This is a genomic window from Bradyrhizobium sp. BR13661 (genome assembly GCF_029892425.1).
In the GTDB taxonomy this organism is placed as follows: Bacteria; Pseudomonadota; Alphaproteobacteria; order Rhizobiales; family Xanthobacteraceae; genus Bradyrhizobium.
Map to the genome: position 1 here is coordinate 115210 of NZ_JARXWB010000013.1, position 20520 is coordinate 135729.

General features: G+C 60.5%; 20 protein-coding genes. 7 read left to right on the forward strand and 13 right to left on the reverse strand.

Features of this window, described 5'->3' with window-relative positions:
- Positions 1 to 125: 125 nt before the first annotated feature.
- The 3 genes from M2427_RS21750 to M2427_RS21760 all read right to left on the reverse strand — a co-directional run bounded on the left by M2427_RS21750 (position 126) and on the right by M2427_RS21760 (position 4643).
- Complete coding sequence (locus M2427_RS21750; RefSeq protein WP_280708692.1) at positions 126 to 2423, reverse strand: heavy metal translocating P-type ATPase; 2298 nt, start codon at positions 2421 to 2423, stop codon at positions 126 to 128.
- A 509-nt stretch (positions 2424 to 2932) separates the two neighbouring features.
- Positions 2933 to 3511 carry a hypothetical protein gene (locus M2427_RS21755; RefSeq protein ID WP_280708694.1) on the reverse strand — a complete coding sequence of 193 codons (579 nt, stop codon included), beginning with the start codon at positions 3509 to 3511 and terminating at the stop codon, positions 2933 to 2935.
- A 67-nt stretch (positions 3512 to 3578) separates the two neighbouring features.
- Positions 3579 to 4643, reverse strand: coding sequence for an AI-2E family transporter (locus tag M2427_RS21760; RefSeq protein WP_280708695.1), 1065 nt, complete (start codon positions 4641 to 4643; stop codon positions 3579 to 3581).
- A gap of 257 nt (positions 4644 to 4900) precedes the next feature.
- Here M2427_RS21760 and M2427_RS21765 point away from each other — a divergent pair, with 257 nt between their 5' ends.
- Positions 4901 to 6163: a DUF4010 domain-containing protein gene (locus tag M2427_RS21765; RefSeq protein WP_280708696.1), complete on the forward strand. Its 1263-nt coding sequence runs from the start codon at positions 4901 to 4903 to the stop codon at positions 6161 to 6163.
- Between the two features lie 113 nt (positions 6164 to 6276).
- Here the strand turns inward: M2427_RS21765 and M2427_RS21770 are convergent, their stop codons facing one another.
- Positions 6277 to 7113 (reverse strand): universal stress protein, encoded by an 837-nt coding sequence (locus M2427_RS21770; RefSeq protein WP_280708698.1) that lies wholly within the window; start codon positions 7111 to 7113, stop codon positions 6277 to 6279.
- A gap of 458 nt (positions 7114 to 7571) precedes the next feature.
- Between M2427_RS21770 and M2427_RS21775 the strand changes: the two genes are divergently transcribed.
- On the forward strand, positions 7572 to 8537 hold the full coding sequence (locus M2427_RS21775) for a metallophosphoesterase (protein WP_280708699.1): 966 nt from the start codon (positions 7572 to 7574) through the stop codon (positions 8535 to 8537).
- On the opposite strand, the gene M2427_RS21780 is transcribed toward M2427_RS21775, so the two are convergent.
- Together M2427_RS21780 and M2427_RS21785 are read right to left on the reverse strand one after the other, a co-directional pair.
- Entirely contained in the window at positions 8518 to 9006 is a 489-nt protein-coding gene (locus M2427_RS21780; protein ID WP_280708700.1) for a CDP-archaeol synthase, read from the reverse strand. The two genes, M2427_RS21775 and M2427_RS21780, sit on opposite strands and share 20 nt — an antisense overlap.
- A 60-nt stretch (positions 9007 to 9066) precedes the next feature.
- Entirely contained in the window at positions 9067 to 9633 is a 567-nt protein-coding gene (locus M2427_RS21785; RefSeq protein WP_280708701.1) for a cytochrome b, read from the reverse strand.
- Between the two features lie 361 nt (positions 9634 to 9994).
- Between M2427_RS21785 and M2427_RS21790 the strand changes: the two genes are divergently transcribed.
- The 5 genes from M2427_RS21790 to M2427_RS21810 all read left to right on the forward strand — a co-directional run bounded on the left by M2427_RS21790 (position 9995) and on the right by M2427_RS21810 (position 16105).
- A complete protein-coding gene (locus M2427_RS21790; protein WP_280708702.1) occupies positions 9995 to 11071 on the forward strand; it encodes an OpgC domain-containing protein in 1077 nt (358 codons plus the stop codon).
- A gap of 437 nt (positions 11072 to 11508) precedes the next feature.
- Entirely contained in the window at positions 11509 to 12879 is a 1371-nt protein-coding gene (locus M2427_RS21795) for an integrase family protein (RefSeq protein ID WP_280708703.1), read from the forward strand.
- 404 nt (positions 12880 to 13283) lie between these two features.
- The gene (locus M2427_RS21800) at positions 13284 to 13679 is read left to right on the forward strand and encodes a vitamin K epoxide reductase family protein (protein ID WP_280708704.1); all 396 of its coding nucleotides are present in this window, start codon (positions 13284 to 13286) and stop codon (positions 13677 to 13679) included.
- A gap of 18 nt (positions 13680 to 13697) precedes the next feature.
- A complete protein-coding gene (locus M2427_RS21805; protein ID WP_280708705.1) occupies positions 13698 to 15233 on the forward strand; it encodes a radical SAM protein in 1536 nt (511 codons plus the stop codon).
- Positions 15230 to 16105, forward strand: a complete 876-nt coding sequence (locus M2427_RS21810; RefSeq protein ID WP_280708706.1) for a methyltransferase domain-containing protein — start codon at positions 15230 to 15232, stop codon at positions 16103 to 16105. Before M2427_RS21805 ends, M2427_RS21810 begins: the two co-directional genes overlap by 4 nt.
- On the opposite strand, the gene M2427_RS21815 is transcribed toward M2427_RS21810, so the two are convergent.
- The 7 genes from M2427_RS21815 to M2427_RS21845 form a co-directional block, all read right to left on the reverse strand.
- Entirely contained in the window at positions 16089 to 16373 is a 285-nt protein-coding gene (locus M2427_RS21815; RefSeq protein WP_280708707.1) for a DUF427 domain-containing protein, read from the reverse strand. The genes M2427_RS21810 and M2427_RS21815 overlap by 17 nt on opposite strands.
- 75 nt (positions 16374 to 16448) lie before the next feature.
- A complete protein-coding gene (locus M2427_RS21820; RefSeq protein WP_280708709.1) occupies positions 16449 to 17009 on the reverse strand; it encodes a peroxidase-related enzyme in 561 nt (186 codons plus the stop codon).
- A gap of 24 nt (positions 17010 to 17033) precedes the next feature.
- Positions 17034 to 17702, reverse strand: coding sequence for a DUF1109 domain-containing protein (locus tag M2427_RS21825; RefSeq protein ID WP_280708714.1), 669 nt, complete (start codon positions 17700 to 17702; stop codon positions 17034 to 17036).
- Positions 17699 to 18331, reverse strand: a complete 633-nt coding sequence (locus M2427_RS21830) for a sigma-70 family RNA polymerase sigma factor (protein ID WP_280708716.1) — start codon at positions 18329 to 18331, stop codon at positions 17699 to 17701. The genes M2427_RS21825 and M2427_RS21830 overlap by 4 nt, the downstream gene beginning before the upstream one ends.
- Complete coding sequence (locus M2427_RS21835; RefSeq protein ID WP_280708717.1) at positions 18328 to 18819, reverse strand: DoxX family protein; 492 nt, start codon at positions 18817 to 18819, stop codon at positions 18328 to 18330. Before M2427_RS21835 ends, M2427_RS21830 begins: the two co-directional genes overlap by 4 nt.
- A 14-nt stretch (positions 18820 to 18833) precedes the next feature.
- Positions 18834 to 19622, reverse strand: coding sequence for a DNA-binding domain-containing protein (locus M2427_RS21840; RefSeq protein WP_280708719.1), 789 nt, complete (start codon positions 19620 to 19622; stop codon positions 18834 to 18836).
- A complete protein-coding gene (locus M2427_RS21845) occupies positions 19606 to 20493 on the reverse strand; it encodes a DUF692 domain-containing protein (protein ID WP_280708720.1) in 888 nt (295 codons plus the stop codon). The genes M2427_RS21840 and M2427_RS21845 overlap by 17 nt, the downstream gene beginning before the upstream one ends.
- Positions 20494 to 20520 lie beyond the last annotated feature (27 nt).

Sequence of the window (20520 nt, forward strand, 5' to 3'; positions counted from 1 at the left end):
CGATCTCGATGGCGTTGCAGTGCTGCAATGCGCAAACGAAAGCCGCACCTGCTCTACTTATTCGCAATCTGCCTGTTGATTGAAGTAGCCTTCTTTGAATGCCCGGCGGTTGCTCTCGGAATTGGCTACGCCGCCGCTTGGGCCGCCACGGCTTCGTAGATATCCTCTTCCTGGGCCGTATGCATGCGGACCAGCGTTTCAATTGCCTCGATCACTCGCTGGGCGTCTCGGACGAGATAGCGATCAACGTTTTCCGACGGCAGATCCTCCACGATCCGATCGAGCAGGCGAGCAAGATGCAGTATCTCCCGGTGCGCTCGGCTCATGGCAGAGAGGCCGTGGCGTTCGCGCAGCACCTCGGCAAGCCTCGGATAGACGCTGTCCTCATCCTCGCGCTCGTGCCTCACCACGCCATTCTGAACAAGGCGATGAGCTTCGGCAATCAGCGCTGAGGCGGATTCGGGCGCCGTATCGTCCAATGCATCGACAATCTTTCGCAAGCGGTCGAGGTCCTTCAACAAGGTCTGATGATCATGATGCAGTGCCACCCCCTGCTCCGCGCTGATGCGCGCACCGCCCCCGGTGAACCCAGGAGTGAGTGCCCGTAGTGCATTCAAAATAACCGCAACGTCGATCACCTCTTGAACGATGGCTGCTGGCACCGGATCTAGCCAGCCCACGGTGGCAGCTACCATTGCCACCAAGGATAGACCCATGCCGACAACAATGCTTTGCAGAGCGATGCCTCGTGCACGCTGAGCGATGATGATCGCTTCGCCGACGCGATCGAGCCGGTCGGCCAGAATCACCACGTCGGCCGCCTCAGACGAGGCGCTTGCACCGCGGGCGCCGAGCGCAACCCCGATGTCGGCGACGGCCAGCGCCGGGGCATCATTGATGCCATCGCCGACCATGATGGTCGGATGCAACCGCTGCTCGCTGCGCACCGCCTCGACCTTGTCCGAAGGGACACGGTCGGCCAGCACTGCGTCCAAATCAAGCGCTGCACCAATGGCCTGCGCTGCGGCTGCGCGATCGCCGGTGACCATCACCATTCGCGCGATGCCCGCATCGCGCAGCATCCGGATCGCCCGCGGAGTGTCGGGCCGCAACTCGTCGGCCAGCAGCAGCGCGCCGATCGGACGGCCGTCCACAGCGATGAAGACGATTAGCGCTGAACGCCATGAGGCGCGCCGTATCGCACGCTGCTCCCAAGGCGAAGGCTCGACGCTTGAGAGAACCATATCTCTGGAGCCCGCGGTTATTCGGCGACCGTTTATCGAGCCGCTCAGCCCGGAACCCATGATCTCCTTGACTTGCTCGGGCGCGCCTAGCTTGAGACCGCGATCGACGGCCGCAGCGACCACGGTCTTTGCCAGCACGTGGTGCGAGGCCTGCTCAAGCGATGCCCCAAGCCGCAGTACTTCGTCCGGATCCTCGCCGGGGGCGACCTCGACAGAAAGCAACCGAGCGCCTCCGACGGTTAAGGTACCGGTTTTGTCAAACAGCACCGTGTGCGCGCGAGCCAGCGCTTCTAGTGCCCCTCCACCTTTGGCGAGGATGCCGCGTCGGGCCGCTCGCGCCACGCCTGCGATAAAGGCCACGGGTGCAGCCAAAATCAGCGGACAAGGCGTCGCCGCAACGAGCACAGCAAGACTGCGCGTGAGATCGCCCGAGATTCGCCAAGCCAGGAAAGCCAAGGCGAGTGTCAACGGCAGCAGTATCAGCGCAAAACGGTCGGCCATCCGCACGAATGGAGCTTTCGCCGTCTGAGCGGCCGTCACCATGCGCACGATCCCCGCGTAGGTGCTCTCGCCGGCCGGCGCGGTCACCGCCAATTCGAAGGTCTCGCCGGCATTCAACGAGCCCGAAAGAACAGCCGTGCCGCGTGTCTTCTCGACCGGGATAGGCTCGCCGGTGACGGCGGACTCGTCGATGGTCGCCAAGGCCGAGCGGACGATACCATCCGCCGGCACGATCTCTCCGGCTCGCACCAGCAGAACGTCGCCGACTGCGACTGCTTCGACCGGAACCTCCTCGATCCGCTCGCCGGTCTTGCGATGGGCCCGCCGGGGCGCACGATCCACCAGCGAGCGGAGGTCGCGCTCTGCCCGCGCGATGGCGATATCCTCCAGAACATTGCCGCCGGAATACATCAGCGCTACCACGACGCCAGCAAGTGGTTGTCCCAGCGCCAACGCAGCGCTCATCGATAGCAGCGCAATCGCGTCCACTCCGAGGCGGCCGCTTAGGAGATCTCGGATCATCGAGATCGCCAGCCCTCCGATGACGGGAGCCGTTCCAAGCTCCCACGCAACATCGGCCACATCAGGCCGGCCAGCGGCTCGCGCAAGTATACCCGCGATCAATCCTGCAATCGCGATTGCCACCAGCGTCCATCGAAGCACTCGCTCCAACAACATAGCTCCGTTCCATATCTTGCGATGAAATTTGATCCGAAACCAGCTTCGCCGTTCGAGCAAACAATTGCGGTACCATAACAATTGGATCCGGAAGCCTCATGCGACCATGACCTGAATCAACATTTGGCCGATCGTCTGTCCGATACTTTTCTGGCGGGGTTGTCATGCGCACACTAGCTCCCGTTCTCACGATCTTTTCCGTGTTATCGCTCGGCATGCCCTGCTCTGCCGGTCAGCTCGGAACGACCGAGGGTTACTCTCCGTCCGAGTCATCACAGCGCGCTGGGGAACATCAGCCGGAAGCGACGGACCAAACCCGAAACGCCACTTATCGGCCGCAGCGTATGATGGACCAGCGGGACTGGGATCACCGCAAAGCTGGCCGCGAGTGGCAGTTGCGGGACGACAAGAATCCAAGCCACTGAGCGTCCATATTCACAACGCTCGCGCACGGCAGGCGAGAAAGCAATCGCGTGGTCTGATCGGCGCTAGTTTTGGTAAGGATGTAATCACCGCGCAAACTCAGTGCTGCCGGGGATAGACTGCTTTCGCTCGACAATCGCAGTGGAAAGCCGCGTGTAAAGATCTCGGCGTCTCGCAAGAGGCCACCAGTCGTAAAGAAATATCTCGAGCGGACGCCAGTTTGCGACCCACCCTAGGATCAGGAAGCTTTCCTCAACCAACCTTCGGAAAGGGGCTTCAATAAGATATCCAGCGGCAAAATGTGCCGAGAAAAGACACGCGATCAAGATCGTAACGCCGATTGCGAGAGACCTCCGGCCGACCCGGAATAGTTCGTTCAGGTCGCCTTGGATGGCGCCAGCCCGGCCCGCGAAATACCGGCTGAAGGCTTCCGGAAGCTCCTGTGCCAGTCGCGTCTGTGCTTGATCACCCGGGAAGTGGACGATGATCCTGAAAGGACGATTACGTGGCAATTCTCTCGCCCATCCAACGATGTAATCTTCGACTTCTCGGTCGAGGTCTTTGTCGCGAAAGGGATACGGATCAAGCGTGTGAAAGAGCTGTTCGACCGCGCCGACGCGCATTTCGATGATGTTGTCTGTGCTTTGGTCTTCTTTTATGCGCATATGCTCACTCAAGCGCGAAGAACCCGGATAGGCGTGGACACTAGAAAGCGGCCGCGGAGCCTCGCGTTCAAGAATTCACTCGATCCGACGGCCACACTCGGCGTTCGCCTAGCACACCCTCAATGTACAGAACATTCAGTGCTACAAGCAGCACGACACTGAGCGGCGCTGCAAGCAGGACGCCGATGGGCCCCAACAATAATCCAAAGACGAGGGCAGAAAATAGCGTGAGCACGGGAGGCAATTCGACAGCTTCTGCCTGGACGAGCGGCGTGACGAGATTGCTCTCTACAAAATGGATCCCCGCGTAGAGTGCAATGACGTAGACCGTTTGCATTGGCCCCTGCATCGCGGCCATAAGAATCCCTGAAGTCGATGCTAGGATCGGACCAACATAGGGCACGAAGGCAAACATGCCGGAAATCAGTCCAAGCGCGAGCGGCGCTGCAACTCCGAGAAGCAAGAGCCCGATCGCAGTCAAGATGCCAACGACGGCCATCGTGACCGATTGCCCGATCAGCCAACGCCTCAACGTTATCCCAAGAAGATCGAACATATTCCTCGCCGATTCCCGACGAGTCTTGGGCACCAACCGCAGTAGACCGTCCACATATCGCGCCGGCTGGATGGCCAGATACACAGCCGCGAACGCCAAAATGGCGAGATAAGCACCTGCTCGAAAGACCGATCCAAACAGAACAGCAACGTAGCCTGCCGCCTGGCCTGTCGCGCTACCAAGGTTCATATCCTTCGCTCGTCCAACGAGCCAGGTGCCCCACGAGCTTGACCGAAATTCGCTGGCAACCTGCGCGATGCTTTGCGGCAAGTCCTTTGCTAGAACAGTAAATTGCGCCGCAATTTGTGCCCCGAACAGCCAACCAACGGCAACGACGGATCCGACCATTGCGATGACGACAGGCAATAACGCCCAGGCCTCCGGCAATCCGGTTCTGCGGCTCACCTCATGCGCCAGGCCGCGCAACATCAGCGCCAGAAGAGCGGCGCCGAAAGCAAGTACTAGAACGTCCGATAGCTTCCAGATGCCGAGCGCTGCCGCGCCAGCGAGGCAGACGAGCAGGAGCCTGCGGGGGAAGCGCCGCCAGTAAATCTCGTCCGACTGTTCGTGCAACACGGCAGGCCCCCTGCTACATCTCAGGGGATCGCCCCCTTCGCCAATAACAAGTCAGCGAATCGGCATTCCCAGTTGACGCAAATCAACTTTCCGCAGGCGCCGGGTGAGAAATTCGCTTGAGGCGCAGGCAACTCGCCGAACGAGCGGATGCCTTTTCTCTGGCGCTCGCGATCGCTAAAAGCTGCTGCCAATGTAGCGCGGCGGGCAGCGGCCCCGATCAACGCACCGCCACAACCGGGTGATACAGCATCGCTTCCATGATCGATTTTTTCAAACTGAACCTGAACTCAGAGATCATTGCCGTCGCTGTTGCACTTGGCATCGGACTACTGATCGGGCTTGAACGAGAACGCCGCAAGGGCGAGGGGCCGAGGCGTTCGCCCGCCGGGCTGCGCACCTTTGCCGTCGCATCGCTCGCCGGCTCCGTCAGCGTTATGGTCGGCGGCAAGGAACTGCTGGGCCTGGTGACGGCGGGGATCGCTGTCCTGACCGCAATAGCCTACCTGCGATCCACCAGCGACGATCCGGGATTGACGTCGGAGATCGCACTTATACTGACAGTGCTGCTTGGCGGACTCGCCACGCAGCATCCCATTTTGGCCGCGGGCGTTGCCGTCGCTGTGGCCATTCTGCTCGCCTCGCGCGCTGCGACGCATCATTTCGTCCGCTCGGTACTCAGCGACGACGAGGTCAAAGACGGATTAATCTTTGCAGCGGCTACGCTCGTCGTCTTACCACTGCTGCCCGACCGACCGATCGGGCCCCTTGGCGCGCTCAACCTGCGAGCAATCTGGATCATTGTCGTCCTCGTCATGGCGATCGGCGCCGTCGGACACATTTCAATTCGCCTGCTTGGCGCAAGAGGCGGGCTCGCGATCGCAGGCTTCGCCTCGGGCTTCGTCTCTAGTACAGCTACCATCGGGGCGATGGGAGCGCGGGCTCGCAAGGCGCCAGAGTTGCTTGGGGCGGCCGCCGCCGGCGCAACGCTTTCGACCATCGCGACCATCGTTCAACTCGTCGCGGTGCTCGCAGCGACGAATCTGCCTACGCTGCAAAGCCTGCTGGTTCCGCTTCTTTGCGCCGGCGCGGAGGCGACGATCTATGGCGCAATCTTCACGCTCAAAGGCATGAGGGAGACCGGCACAGCCGAACTCGAGCACGGACGTGCCTTCAGCTTACCGTCCGCGTTGATGCTGGCTTTGACGCTCTCTGGAGTGCTCCTGCTCTCCGCCAGCTTACAGGAGGCGTTCGGAGAAATCGGCCTGGTTGTCAGCGCGGCCGTAGCTGGGCTCGCGGATACGCATTCTCCTGCCGTGGCCGCAGCCACCCTCGCTGCCTCGGGCAAGATCACCCCCTCCGACGCTGTCGCTCCGGTTCTGGCGGCGCTGTCGACAAATACTCTCAGCAAGATCGTAGTTGGCTGGGTCAGCGGCGGGAGCTCCTTCGCAATTCGCCTCATCCCCGGGCTCATTCTCGTTGTCGCCGCAGCTTGGGCTGGCGCAATCTTCGAGGCCCAATAGCACGCGCGGCTTGCCACGGATTTCAAGCTGCGAGCGGCGACGACTCCGCCAAGACGGAGAGGAGCCTCGCCGGACATCGGGCTATCTAGACCGCCGGCCGGTTGCTGATCGGATCAGTGCGACAACAGCACGGGGATTGGTGGCCTCGTCAGTATGCTACGGGTCGCGCCCCCCAATATGAACTCTCGTAAGCGGGAATGACCATACGCTCCCATGACGAGCAGATCCGCCCTGCGGGAAGCTATCTGAGCCGCGAGAACATCGCCGATGGCTCGTGCTGCAGCGTCGACTTCCTCGACGACCACCTCGATGCCATGACGCGAGAGATTCTTCGCAAGTTCGGACGACGAGCGCCGGCTCGAAATCACCTTCTCATTGGTCACCGTGAGAATGAACACCTCTCGCGCCTTCTCCAGGATCGGGATCGCATCAGAGACGGCACGTGCCGCCGCGCGGCTGAAGTCCCACGCAACAATCACCCTGTTAAGCTCGGCTTCCCCGGAGGCGGTAGCCTCCGGCAGCACCAGCGTCGGTCTTCCCGAACCGAAGATGATCGCTTCAGCATACCATTGGTCATATGATTCCGGCACCGGCACGATGGTGAGATCACGCAGCCGGGCATAGTCTACCAGGAGGTCCGGGACCTCGGACGTCAGGCAACGCTCGAGAATGATCTCGTTTAGCAGCCCCGATTTCGTGGTGGCCGCTTCAAAAGTCGCCAGCAGGTCCTGCGCATTTTTCCTACTCTTGTGAGCTTCGCTGGCCACGATTGATCCGACATTGCCGACCCCGGACAGGAAAGTCCCGGGTACCTGCACATGGACTTCACAAGAGATCGCCGCGATGTGCGCGGCAAATGGTGAGATCAACGATACGGCGCGGTCGATGACCGAAGCCGGCGTCGGTTCGGGATAGCTAGTCAAGGTGAGCAGAACGTCCCTGATGGCCATCGCGTGTCTCCGAAATTGCGATTTTGATATGGTATCAGCGGCGGGTCCCGGTCTATTGATCTAGGTCAGAGCACCTCCGGTCCGAGCACTGCTCGTCGAATTTCCAATCGCCGCCCAGGCCATGACCTGGGGCCGCCGAGTTGACCCAAATCAAGCGGCCGTACCTAAGATCGCCCGATCATGATGCTGTCTTTCATCGCCGTCGTCAGCGGATTGGTCCTCACGGGAACACCGGGCGTGGTGCTCGATCCATAGCTGCTCGCCCTCACCTTTACCTTGCTGCAAATCCGACGCGAGCAGCTAGTTTACCAACAACTATCCGCGGTTGGCGGAGTGGGCCGCCTCGGCCAACCGCGTGGCGTCACTTCTTCTTGCCTTGGACAAGCTCGATCTAACCGCAGAAGACACCAACCAGTGTGGATACGCAGTTGATTGCCACGAACCGAAAGGCGCACCCAGTGGACGACGAATTGCTTTCGATCTTGGAGCAGCGCCTAGGGCGCATCTACGCCCGGCAGCGGCTTGGAATCGAAACCGATCATGAAGCCCAGATCTTCGGCCAAGGCCTCAACTTCTTTCATATCGAGAATTGGTATTCCGTTCATTCGTTGATACGAAATGTTCTGAAGCTGTCCGGGCTTTACTGGCGCGGACGCCGAAACGCCGAGCGCGTCGCCCTGAAATACAACAGTATCCAATGCGCAAATCTGCCGGCCTTGTTCGAAGGCTTCACGATTCTTCACATCAGCGATACGCACGTAGATATGAGCCAGCGCGCCATGCGGCGCCTGGCCGAATTGGTCTCAGGCCTGAGCTATGACTTATGTGTCCTGACCGGCGACTATCGTGGCAAGACTTTCGGAACGTTCGATGCTGCGCTGGAAGGCATGGCACGGCTGACCGGCACCCTCAAGCAGCCCATTCTCGGCGTGCTCGGCAATCACGACACCATCAGGATGCTGCCCGGTCTGGAGGCGATGGGCATACGCATGCTCCAGAACGAATGCACGACGATCACGCGCGGCGATCAGGAGATATTCATCGCAGGGATCGACGATGCGCACTATTTCAGGGTCGACAACATCGAGAAGGTTGGGTCGGAGATCCCGGACAGAGCATTCTCGATCCTGCTGTCCCACACACCCGAAATCTACCGGCAAGCGGCGCATGCGGGCTTTGATGTACTCCTGAGCGGACACACGCACGGAGGACAGATCTGTCTTCCGGGCTCGGTCCCCATCACCCTTGACTCAGTCCTGCCGCGTCGGATGGGAGCCGGAGCCTGGCGCTATCACGATATGGTCGGCTACACGTCGGTCGGCGCAGGATCGAGCGTTGTGGCCGTGCGCTTCAACTGTCCGCCGGAAATTACGCTGCATCGATTGTGCCGGCCGATGGACCGCTTCAATACGGCTGATCCCTGATACGCAATATGTAGAGCACGCGCGAGATCGCGAGCTCGCCGACAAAGAACATCAAGACAACGACCAAAATGTCGGCGTAACTCAGCCCGAGGCTTTCCTGGCAAGCAAGAAGTGGGAACAGCGATTCCGGAACCTGGTCCAAACCCAACGCCTGGCTGCTTGGCGGCATGTTCATGCGCCGCTTCAGGAAGCTGGAAAACAAGTCCCCCGCCATCGCGACGATGGCCATGAGAGCTCCCAACTCGTAACCCAGTCCAAGAAGGATCCCGCCAGCCGCGGTCACGACGATTGACGCGAAGATGCCGCGGACGGTCTTCGAGGCTCCGAATACCGGCCGGCCGTCGAAGAACAGAAGCCCTCCATCCAGGGCGAACGCGAAGCGAGAGCCGAAGAGCTTCTTGGCCACGACAGGCGACCCGTTCGCGAGCGTCAGCAGAACAATTGAATAGAAAATTGGCATCGCGGCCATCAAGCATCTCGCGGACAGTACCGAGGTATGAGCAAGCAGACACGTCTGCGGATCTACGCCTCAATCTTTGGAGTGAGGCAACATTCGGACGAGCGTACGGTCCTGAAATACCCAATGATGAATGAGCGCGGCGATCGCGTGGAACGCTGCGATGACCACCAGCGCATGCGCCATAATTTCGTGCACTTCCTTCACATTGTGGGAAAAGGCCGCATCCTTGAGCCACGGCGACGGAATGGTGGCAAGACCGAACAATGGCAACGCATCACCACGGGCGAACTGCAGCACGATCCCAGCGACGGGCACCGCGACGAGCAAAGCGTAAAGAGTATAGTGCGCGATCGCGGCGGCAGGATCGCCCCACTTTCCGAGCCAGACCCCAAATTCGGTCGCTTCCGATACAGGCGGTGGATTGACCGATCGCCACGCCAAGCGAGCCACAAGCAGGACGAGAACCGCGAGTCCGGCCGCAACATGAACGGCAAGGCCGATCTGACGGGGCTCGCCCTTCGGCAAGTCATCGCCAAAAATGCCAAGCGCCCAAGCAACAGTGACAAGAATGACCGTCAGCCAGTGCAGGGTCTGCGCAATAGCGCCATAGTTCTTGTCTGAATTGAGTAGCTGCATCTCGGAGCCTCTTGACCACATTTTTCCAAAAACGCAGTTCAAGTCGTTGACGTGAATCAAGCAGGTCGAGCGCAGGCCTCACCAATCGGCACATCCTTAAAAACGCAGCCTGCTTAAATGATCCATCCGAGGAGGGACAATGCAAACCCAGTATGTGACATCCTGCCCGACCTAGAGCGGCCGCCACTTTGCTCTAGATCAAGACTCGTCCGGCTATAGAGCCGCAGTCTGCAATAATGGTTCCGTTCCATATCGCAGACCGATGCCCTCTACGGCTCACGAGGCGCGGCGGCTTCAAATTTTTAAGATTGCTTTGACAAAAGCTCCGGGGAGGTCAGAGATATCTGGCGATGATCGTGACTTGCGGCTCGACGCTTGTCGCGGGCTGGCGCTCTGGTTTGTTTTCATCGACCACATCCCTGGCAACGTCTTCGACTGGTTGACCATCCGCAACTACGGATTTAGCGACGCCTCCGAAGTATTTGTTTTCGTGTCGGGCTATACGTGCATGGTCTCATATGGCGGCACGCTGCGAAGTCGTGGTTGGCCAACCGTCATCTCAAGCAGCTTGCGACGCAGCTTCGAAATTTATGTTGCGTTTCTACTGCTGGTCATCATCTATCTCACCTTGGTCTGGCAAAGCGGCTCTTATCTCGACGAAACGAACACAAGGCACTTTTTCGAAGATCCAGGGACAGCCCTGGTCCACCTCCTGGCTCTCCAGTACGCGCCCGTCAACACTGATATCCTGCCCACGTTCGTCATACTGCATCTCGCATTTCCGCTCGTGCTGTGGCTTATTGCCCGTAATGCAGTAGTCGCACTCGCTGCATCATTCATGCTCTACTTGATGGTGCAGCTGTATAGCTGGCACATGCCTGCCTGGCCGACTGGTGAACTCTATTTCAATCCATTCGCTTGGCAGATCTTGTTTGTCGTCGGCGCTTGCTCCGCCGGCCCATGCGCCCCGCAGTTCGCTGGCTTCGTGCGACACCGAGCCGCGATACCGCTCGCCGCCGCTTACGTTCTGTTCAGCCTCATTGTCGTCTTGAGTTGGCGTGTGGATGCTTTCAAGTGGCTGATCCCGCAAATGATCGAAGACTGGCTCTATCCAATCTATAAGAGTCATTTGGATTCGGCTCGGCTCATCCACTTCTTAGCCATCGTTGTTTTGTTGATGCGTTTCGTGCCGCCGGCCGGTCACCGTCCAACCGGCCCCTGGACGAAGGCGCTGATCCGTTGTGGCGAAAACTCGCTACCTATCTTTTGCTTTAGCGTGGTCGCTTCGTTTATTGCGTTCGTTCTACTGAACCAGGTCTCCGACGGGCTGCCAATGCAGGCGGCAGTCAGCGCACTTGGCATCGCCTTCATGATTGTGATTGCCAACCTTCTTACATGGGAAGCCAGGCTCGACCGGCGGAGTCCAGAATTATTCTAGGTTTTGCTGGGCCGAGCGGGTCCCAACTCGCGTTGGATTTTTTCAGGCTTGCGCATCCAGCCGAATGTCCTCCTCCCGCCAGTAGCTACAAGTCCGAACGCGCTCACCATAAGACAACGTTCCGCTATGGCATATGACGGTTGTTCGTTTGGAAAAAAAAGCCGTTTGAAAAATTAGATGCTCAAACGTTCGTGCTGGCTAAGTCATTGAAATGGTGGGCGCACCAGGGCTCGAACCTGGGACCCGCTGATTAAGAGTTCAACAACATCCCTTCTCTGCAGTTTCTAAACGCACGCCGCGCTACGACGAGTCTTCGCGAAGCCCTTTTTTCATAGGTGTTTCTCGCATAGTCTCGCGCTCCGTCGAACTCAAACCTCCCAACTACTCAATCCGCCAACACCGTTTGAAAACCGTTTTGGCGGCCGTGGACTCTCGTCATGACCGATATTCGAATTTCTCTCACCGACAAGACTATCGCTCAATTGCCGGCTCCGAAGGACGGCTGGTACCTCGCGCGTGATACAGAATTGAAGGGCTTTTTCGTGGTCATCGGAAAGCGACGGAGGACCTTTACCGTCCAAGGTGACCTCAGGCAGGGTGGCAAGCGGGCTTCATCCATTAGGGTTTCCATCGGCGACGCTAGTGAGATGTCGACCCGAGCTGCGCGCGCGACTGCCAAGGAGTACCTAGCCCAGATTAGCCGGGGCCGGCATCCGAAAGATGAGAGGCAAACCGAACGGATGAGTCCCGCTCCGGCGATGGCAATTGGTGCGGCGGTCACGAGCATCACTCTCAGGCAGGCCTGGGAGCGTTACCTCGATGCGCATCTGATCCGGAAGAACCGCAGCGAAAAAACCATCGAGGGCTACCGCGATCACGTCGAACGAGTTTTTGCGGGGTGGCTAGACACCACCCTTCATGAGCTTGCAACCGATCCAGCTCGGGTGGCAAAAAAGCACGACGAAGTCACAAGAAAGAACGGGCCATACATGGCCAATGGCAGCATGAGGACCCTGCGGGCCATCTACAATCATGCTCGGAAGACGAACAGGTCACTGCCGTCAGATAATCCAGCCGATGCGGTCGACTGGAATGAGGAGGAGCGCCGCAACACCGGGATGGGATCGGCCGACCTGAAGGGTTGGTTTGCCCAGCTCGCCGCCCTCGACAACCCGGTCCGCAGAGAGTTCCACCTCTTCACTCTCCTTTGCGGGTCTCGGCCTACTGCGCTCCAAGAAGCCAAGCCGGAGCACATCGATTTTCGGCGCCGCACACTTCACATCGCGAAACCAAAGGGCGGGAAGAAGAAGGCCTTCGATATTGCGTTGTCGCGTCAGATGATCCTTTGCCTGGTCCGCGCAATCCGTTTCGGCAGACAGATGTATCCTCTGCAGGCTCAAGAGTGGGTATTTCCGGCCGATAGCGTGTCTGGACATATGTCGGAAACAAAGGAGGACCGGGAAATTCTGTCAAAGTGGGGCAACGATCTCCGTCAAACCTTCCGCACGATTGCAACGGCGGCCGGCGTCTCGGAAGTCGACGCCAAGCTCCTGATGAACCATGCCATTCCAGGAGTGAACGCAGGCTACATCACGCGGCACAAGCTTCTCGAAAATCATCTGCGCAGCCAGCAGCAGGCGATCAGCAGCGCCGTATTTGCCGTGTTAGGCGCATCAATTGCCCAAGATCACACGCTGCAGGACTGGCTCGGAAGCGGCGCGAGCCGGCGCGCGACCCAAAGTGTCGCTTCCGTTGGAAAATGGGGTGCGGTTCGACCGGCCGTTCAAATTGAACAAGGATCAGTCTGATGCTCAGCGCGTTGGTTGCGCTTCGAAACGGTGACAGTGAATCGTCCGCGATTTATCGACGTGTAAGATACCGCCCTGATGGGGTCAGGTCGGGGGGCAAACCCCGATCTGAGATGGTTCCAAAGCGCGAAAGACGCCGTCCTGGGCCGTCTTCGCCGATATGACAAGGAGCCATGGTTGCTGGGCAAGTGGACAGCCGGGGTGACACCCGACTGTTGCGGTTGAGGGGGAAATGCTCCGGCCATGATCTGCGGTGCCCCTCTGGCAGCAAAATCCTCCTTTGCTGGTAACCTTTTCGGAGGTCGACCGAACCTTCGTTGAGCGCCGTTGCCGAGGTCGGCCAAGGGTCATTGGGCGCCGCTCGCGGACGTATTTCGCGCGACGAAGGGGGCTGGGCCAGACGAATGAGCATGTATCGCTATACTGCGTTTGCTGTTGCAGCAGCGAGTGCCGCAGCGATGCTCTATGTCGGCCTGTACCAGAGCCGCCTTGTCGGTCGCCTGATCTGCCCGTTTTTCGGCCAAGATTGCGAGGGTGTTGCCGACGCCGCGTTCGCGCGCCCCTTCGGCATTCCCGACGGCTATATTGGCGCTGTGCTCTATGTCGTGATCCTCGGTCTGTTGATCTTGCCAGACGCCCGCTGGAGCTGGATCGCGCTGCTCGTGCTCGCCGGAGCGGCTACCTTGGCCAACATTCTCGGTCTTCGCGACATGATGACCTTCGGAGGCTACTGCTTCTATTGCCTGACGACCGCGCTGCTATCCCCGGTGCTGCTGTGGTCGGTCTGGAAGCTCGGATGACATTAGAGGAGTTGACGAATGGATTCCCGATCTCCCGCCGGGTCTGAGCAAGGGGAAAGCGACGCCGCCAATCGCCGGCGCGTCGATTCCGACTACGTGTTCCACGAACTGACGCGTAGCATCTGTCCGCGATGCAAGGCCATTATCGATGCCAAGATCCTGTTGCGCGACAACAAAGTCTATATGAGCAAGCGCTGTCCTGACTGCGGACCGTTTCTTGCGCTGGTCTATGACGACGCGGAAGCCTATCTGTCCTTTGCGCGCTACAACAAGCCGGGTACGATACCGCTGGCCTACGCGACCGAGCTGGATCGCGGTTGCCCGCATGATTGCGGGCTCTGTCCAGATCATGAGCAGCACGCCTGCCTCGGCATCATCGAGGTGAACAGCGCGTGCGACATGGATTGCACGCTCTGTTTTGCGGATGCGGCGCCCGGCTTCAGCCTGACCATGGAGGAGGTCGAGCATATGCTCGACGATTATGTGCGCACCGAGGGGCAGCCTGAGGTCGTGCAGTTTTCGGGCGGCGAGCCGACAATGCATCCGCGCATCATCGATTTCGTCCGGGCTGCCTACGCTCGCAACATTCGCTTCGTCATGATCAACACTAACGGCAAGCGCATTGCCCGCGACGACCGGTTCCTGAAGGAGCTAGAGGAGGTGAGACCCTCGCTCTATTTCCAGTTCGACGGCTTCGAGCGCGAGACCTATCAAATCATCCGCGGCGAACCCGATATCCTGGAAGAGAAGCTCCGTGCCCTGGATCGCCTCGCCGAGATCGGCCTCGACGTGACCATAGTCCCGGCGATCGAGCGCGGCGTCAACGAGCATGAGATCGGCCGGATCGTCGAATTCGCGATCGAGCATCCGGCCATTCGCGGCATTACTTTCCAGCCGGCCTTTCACGCCGGCCGGCATGCGCCTCACGACCCGCTGAAACGCATGACGATTCCCGAGATCGTCCGGCTGATCGAGGCGCAGACCAATGGCACATTCGTGGCGTCCGATTTCGTGCCGGTGCCGTGCTGCTTTCCGACCTGCAATTCCGTGACCTACGCCTTCGTCGAAGACGGCAAAGTGACGCCGTTGCCGCGCATCATCGATGTCAGCGACTATCTCGACTACATCACGAACCGCATCGTGCCGGACTTCAGCCGCGAAGTCAGGACGGCCCTGGAAGGTCTCTGGTCTTCGTCCTCGGTCGCCGGCTCGGGAGCATCGCAGCGCCAGATCGCGATCTCCTGTCAGGCCTGCGAACTTCCCGACGGTCTTGCGATCAACAGCATCGCCAAGAACATGATCATGATCATGCTTCAAGACTTCATGGACCCCTGGACGTTCAATCAGAAGAACGTCATGAAGTGCTGCAAGGAGTTTCTCCTGCCGGGCGGCAGGCAGATCCCGTTCTGCGCCTACAACTCGGTCGGCTATCGCGAGCAGGCACGCGAGCAACTGAACGCCATGGAGCCGGAGCGGCGGCGGGCCCGGAAAGAAGGACGTCCCTACCAGCCCAAGCCTGTCACCTTCGACTTCAGCGATCGAAGCCCCCGATGAGCGCCCCCGAGGGCCGCGCGGCGGACAGGGCGGTTGGATATTCATCCACGGCACTCAAACAGTGCTGCGCAGCAGCCTACGATAGCGATATCCTTCGGCTGCTGGCTGGTGACACGCTGCATCCCGGCGGCGCTCGGCTGACCCAGCGGCTGGGCCAGGTCCTGGAGCTAGGACCACACACCCGTGTGCTCGACGTTGCGGCGGGCCGCGGCGCCAGCGCGCTGATACTCGCAACACGCTTCGGGTGCGAGGTGGTTGGTCTCGACTACAGCCGAAAGAATGTGGAAATGGCGACGCATGAGGCAGCAAGGCACGGCCTCGGCGACAAAGTCGCGTTTTATTGCGGCGATGCCGAAAGGCTGCCTTTTGAGGACGACGCTTTCGATGCGATCATCTGCGAGTGCGCGCTCTGCACGTTTCCGGACAAGGAAGCTGCGACCGCGGAATTCGCCCGGGTGCTGCGACCGGGCGGCCGGGTCGGCGTGAGCGACCTGACGCGCCGCGGCAGCCTACCGCGCGAACTGGAGGGCCTCGAGGCCTGGATCGCCTGCATTGCCGACGCGCGGCCGATAGAAGAGTACCGCAAGCTGCTCGCTGGCGCCGGGCTCGAGACCGACGTCACCGAAGAGCATGATCGGGCGCTGATTGAGTTCATTGAAGGTGTCCGGTCGCGGCTACTCGGAGCTGAAATCATGATCGGGCTGAAAAAGATTGAATTGCCGGGGATCGACCTTGCGCTGGCAAGGACCATCGCAAGGCAGGCGCTGACTGCCGCAAAGACGGGCAAGCTCGGCTACGCAATCGTAACGGCCGTGAAGCACCGCGGCCCGTCGAGCGGACCGCTCGGCGACCGGGTCAAGGCACAATCTTGACGCCCTTCCAGAAAGCCACCTTTCCGGCGATGTTGGCGGCGGCCGATTTCGGGTTCGGGTAGTACCAGGCAGCGTCGGCGTTCTCGCGATCTCCCACGACGACCGTGAAATAGCAGGCCTCCCCCTTCCACGAACAACGGCTGGCGGTCTTGCTCTCGCGGAAATATTGCCGGACGAGGGCCTCCGGCGGGAAGTAGTGGTTGCCTTCGACCATTTCGGTCTGGCTTGCTTCGGCAATCACCGTATCGTTCCAGATGGCTTTCGGCACAACGAGGCTCCATGTATTGAGGCACCTCCAATGGTTCGCTGACAATCGCAATCAGGTTACCTGGGTCTGACGTTACTACCGGCTTGGGCTGGTCGTTCGCAGCATGTCGATAAGGAGACGGTAACCGCGATCGGCAAGGCGCTGAGCCGCCGCCTCCGCGTAGGCCGGATTCAGCTCGATCCCGAGGCCCTCGACCAGCCTGTTCATGAAGTTGAACAAGGCCACCACGCCGACCAGATGATAGTAAGCCGCCTCATTCCATCCTGCCGCGAATATCGCCTGGGCGTCGGATTCCGTGACCCCATCGGCGCGCTCGGTCAGCTTGGCGGCAACTTCAAGGACCGGGCGCATCTTCGGTGGAATGTCGGCTTCGGTATCGCCGGCCAGCAGGGATGCTATCGCTCCGGACGCGATGCCCAGACGTTCGGCCGTTCCCGTATGGACGCCATGGCAGTAGCGGCATCCGTTCAGGCCAGAGACATAGGCGGCGATCAGCTCGCGTTCACCTTCCGTGAAGGGCGACGGACCCCGCAGCAGCACTTCGTGAAATTCGAGCAGCGGCGTGCAGGTCTCCGGAAATTTCCGGAAGACGTCGAGCAAGGTGGCGTCTCTGGGCAGCGATGGAAGGTGAGCCATTCCTGATCCTCAAAGATCCCTGACTTAGTCCGCCATATCGGCGCGCGGCGCGACCCACTGGAACATGCGGCGGCCGAACAGGCCGCCAAAGCCGACGAAGACGACCGCCGTTCCGACATTCCACATCAGGATCATGACCGTTGCGTCGACGCTGTGGAAGAGCGACAGCGCCGCTGCCGTGACTGCGGCAACCGCGAGACTTCCCATGAAGGTCACGGCGGTCGGACGCAGCGGCGCCGCGTAGCGCAGCATCACCAGCATCGCGAGCGACAGCGGCAGGCTGGTGAGCACCAGGGTTGCGAAACAGCGGGTCGCCTCTCCGAGACTGATCCCGTCCGGACCGATCGAAATCCACTGCGCGAAACACTGGTAGCCGATGTTCGACAGCCAGATCACGACAGCCGGCGCGGGCAGCAGCAGCCACAACCGCGAACGGTCCGGCAGGCTCACCAGGAACGCGGCAACCGCCGCCAGCACCCCTGTCAGGGCGGCGCCGGCAAGGGCGGCGGCAAAGGCTGGATCATGCAGCCGCTGCGCGAGGTCCGGTCGGATTCCCTGATTGACAGCCAGAAGCACCAGAACGATGGCGGCGAGCAGGAGCCAGCAGAGCGCGCGTGTCAGCGGCGGCCGCAAACGCCGCACGGGCTTCATATTGGCGGCGAGCGATGAGATGAGATCGGGGGTCGTAATCATGATTGGCTCCGATCGACGAAGATCTTGCGAAGGTTTTTCACGGCACGATGAACATTGACCTTGAGCGAAGCAACGGACATCCCGCTTGCTGTCGAGGCCTCCTTCAGGGACATCTCCTTGAGCTTCAGGAGTTCGACTGCCTGCCGCTGCATCGGAGGAAGCGCGCCGATCGCCTTCTCCAGCTCGTGGTGGTCCGGCCTTTCATAGAGATTCGCCTGAGGCTCGGTAAAGGTTTCGTGCTCGGGCGTCAGTGGCGTTTCCCGGCTACGCCGCCGGCCTTGCCGGCGCAACCGGTCGATCAGGCGACGGTTCGCAATCGTCACCAGCCATGGGCCGAAGGGCCGGTTCGGGTCATAGGTCTGACGGATCGCGTGAACGGTGAGAAGGATGTCCTGCACCGCGTCTTCGATGTCGCCGGGTTCGCGGTGCCGCCGCGCCGCCAGAACGCGTAGATAAGGCGTCATCTCCTGCAGAAGACGCTGATAGGCGTTCCGATCACCGTCCTGGGCGCGCGCCATAAGGATCGACCAGTCGGTATCACGGATCGTGGGCTCGACGCTGCCCGAGGCGGCCTCTCCTGCCGCTCCGACAAGCCTGAGCAGTGGCGGGCGGCCACTTCGGTCGGTCATGAACGCCCTCTTTCAAGCTGGAGGGGCCGACAGAAGTTGGCGACAAGGTGATCGAACGAAAGCGCGCCGGGACCGAGTGCGATGATGGCAATGGCGAGCGCCGCCCAGGGCAGATGGAAATTCGCCCAGCCCTCCGGCACTACGAGCTGAATGACCCCGGTCATGACGAGCAGCAGGAGCGCACTGAAGCGGGTCGCCAAGCCCGCGATCAGGAGGAGCGGCAGGACGATTTCGGCGAGCCCGTCGAGATAGGCGATAGCCGCAGGAAACGGAAAATCGTAAGCCTGTCCGAAGAGGTGCAGCTTGAACTCGTCTTCAAAGAGGTACGAAGCCGATGCCGACAGGGACAGGAAGCCGTCCCATTTCAGCAGCCCTGACTTGAAGAAGGGGATCGCGAGCGCGACGCGCAGCACCGGTGGCGCCACGATGCGGGCAATCCGCGCGAGCCGTTCCGTGGCTTCACGCACAATCATGTCGGCGTTCACCATTGCTACGAATGACGTCATGTCTTCTCCGGCTCCGAAGCAACCCTGTAGCCTACCAGCGCGCCAGCTCCGATCAAATCCGCGAGGCTCGCCGACAAATCGAACCGCGGATTGACGACTAAAGCTTCCTCGAAGGCAGCCAGCACGCTTCGGCCGAAACCGAGCGCCTCGATGAACACCGCACAGCCCGGCGGAATCGACCGCACCTCGACTTCGGCCCCCGGACGGACGATGAGTGTGTCCTCGCCGCCTGCTTCGAGGTCCACCGGTGCTGGAATGCCGCCCTCGATATTCATCTGCCAGATCGTCACGATCGGAAAGCGCGAACGGACGATGCGGACAGAGGGATGCAGCACCAGACGCATCGCGGACAGTTGCTCGGGCTTGAGCACCGAAAAGACCGAAAGGTCGATCGGCGTGCCTTCCGCTTCGTGATAGGCCTCCACCCAAGCACGCTCGAGCCGTGCGACATCCGCCAGATATGGCAGCACTGTTGCCGGCTCGAAGCGCCCGATGAATTCAGGAAACCCAGCCCCGTAGTCGAATAGCATCGGAGAGCGCGGCGGATCGGTAACGACGTAGGCGCGCGCCATCGCCTGAAAGAATGCGGCTCCGACGATACGATACGCTGCGGGAAAGGCATCCTGCAGGGTCCGGACAAGGCCGACAACGACGTTGTTGCGATAGACACCGAAGCGCCGCGCGCTTGGCTTTCCATCCGGTCCGACGACACCGTCTGGCGTCGCAAGCCCGGGATCGAGCAGCGCCGCCGCGAAGTCGCGTTGTCTCTCAGCAAGCGACCGCATAGCGCGACCTTTCTGACTCAACGGTAAGAAGGACCATCTCCGCTCGGCCGGCTTGCCGTGCAAGCACCGGCCATTCCGGGACATTGGCGTCCCACTCGATCAATGTGGGGACCGAGCCTATGAGCCGCGCAGCCAGCGCAAACAGATCCCAGACGGCCTCCTCGACTGGACGATCATGGGTGTCGATCAGAAGGGGCCGCGCCTCCTCGTCCGCCTCCCTTGAGTTGCCTGCGAGATGGATCTCGCGGACATGCGCAAGCGGATAGCCCTCGATGTAAGCGACAGGATCCCACGCCTGATTGCTCGAGGCGACGAAGACATTGTTGACGTCGAGCAGCAGGCCACAGCCGGTCCGCCGCGCCACTTCGGCGATGAAGTCGGTCTCGGCATAGGAACTCTCGGCAAAGGCGATGTAGGTCGAAGGATTTTCGAGAAGCATCTGGCAGCCGAGTGCCGTCTGGACCTCGTCGACATGTTCGACCACCCGCTCGAGCGTCTCGGTGGTGTACGGCACCGGCAGCAGATCGTTGAAGAAGCCGGTGTCGTGGGACGACCATGCCAGATGCTCGGAGAACAGGCCCGGCCTGTAGCGCTCGATCAGTCGCTTCAGCCGCGTCAAATGATCCCTGTCGAGCGGCCGGTCGGCGCCGATCGACAGGCCGACACCGTGCAGCGACAGTGGATAGCGTTCCCGGATGGCGGAGAGATAGCGATGTGGCGGCCCTCCCGCCCCCATGTAGTTCTCCGCATGCACTTCGAAAAACCCGACATCGGGCCGCGTGTCGATGATCGTGCGGCAATGCTCGGCCTTGAGGCCGACGCCGCCGCGCGTCGGTACGCGATCTTCCGGTAGTGACGAAGGAAACAACAAGGCAGCCTCCAGGAACAGGGGGCGGGC

What these genes read in the sequence shown, in the direction of transcription:
- M2427_RS21805 (WP_280708705.1), top strand. Translation starts at nt 13,698, where the DNA reads ATGGATTCCCGATCTCCCGCCGGGTCTGAGCAAGGGGAAAGCGACGCC.
- M2427_RS21765 (WP_280708696.1), top strand. Translation starts at nt 4,901, where the DNA reads ATGATCGATTTTTTCAAACTGAACCTGAACTCAGAGATCATTGCCGTC.
- M2427_RS21755 (WP_280708694.1), bottom strand. Translation starts at nt 3,511, where the DNA reads ATGCGCATAAAAGAAGACCAAAGCACAGACAACATCATCGAAATGCGC.
- M2427_RS21750 (WP_280708692.1), bottom strand. Translation starts at nt 2,423, where the DNA reads ATGTTGTTGGAGCGAGTGCTTCGATGGACGCTGGTGGCAATCGCGATT.
- M2427_RS21795 (WP_280708703.1), top strand. Translation starts at nt 11,509, where the DNA reads ATGACCGATATTCGAATTTCTCTCACCGACAAGACTATCGCTCAATTG.
- M2427_RS21810 (WP_280708706.1), top strand. Translation starts at nt 15,230, where the DNA reads ATGAGCGCCCCCGAGGGCCGCGCGGCGGACAGGGCGGTTGGATATTCA.
- M2427_RS21800 (WP_280708704.1), top strand. Translation starts at nt 13,284, where the DNA reads ATGAGCATGTATCGCTATACTGCGTTTGCTGTTGCAGCAGCGAGTGCC.
- M2427_RS21825 (WP_280708714.1), bottom strand. Translation starts at nt 17,702, where the DNA reads ATGATTACGACCCCCGATCTCATCTCATCGCTCGCCGCCAATATGAAG.
- M2427_RS21820 (WP_280708709.1), bottom strand. Translation starts at nt 17,009, where the DNA reads ATGGCTCACCTTCCATCGCTGCCCAGAGACGCCACCTTGCTCGACGTC.
- M2427_RS21830 (WP_280708716.1), bottom strand. Translation starts at nt 18,331, where the DNA reads ATGACCGACCGAAGTGGCCGCCCGCCACTGCTCAGGCTTGTCGGAGCG.
- M2427_RS21840 (WP_280708719.1), bottom strand. Translation starts at nt 19,622, where the DNA reads ATGCGGTCGCTTGCTGAGAGACAACGCGACTTCGCGGCGGCGCTGCTC.
- M2427_RS21780 (WP_280708700.1), bottom strand. Translation starts at nt 9,006, where the DNA reads ATGGCCGCGATGCCAATTTTCTATTCAATTGTTCTGCTGACGCTCGCG.
- M2427_RS21785 (WP_280708701.1), bottom strand. Translation starts at nt 9,633, where the DNA reads ATGCAGCTACTCAATTCAGACAAGAACTATGGCGCTATTGCGCAGACC.
- M2427_RS21770 (WP_280708698.1), bottom strand. Translation starts at nt 7,113, where the DNA reads ATGGCCATCAGGGACGTTCTGCTCACCTTGACTAGCTATCCCGAACCG.
- M2427_RS21835 (WP_280708717.1), bottom strand. Translation starts at nt 18,819, where the DNA reads ATGGTGAACGCCGACATGATTGTGCGTGAAGCCACGGAACGGCTCGCG.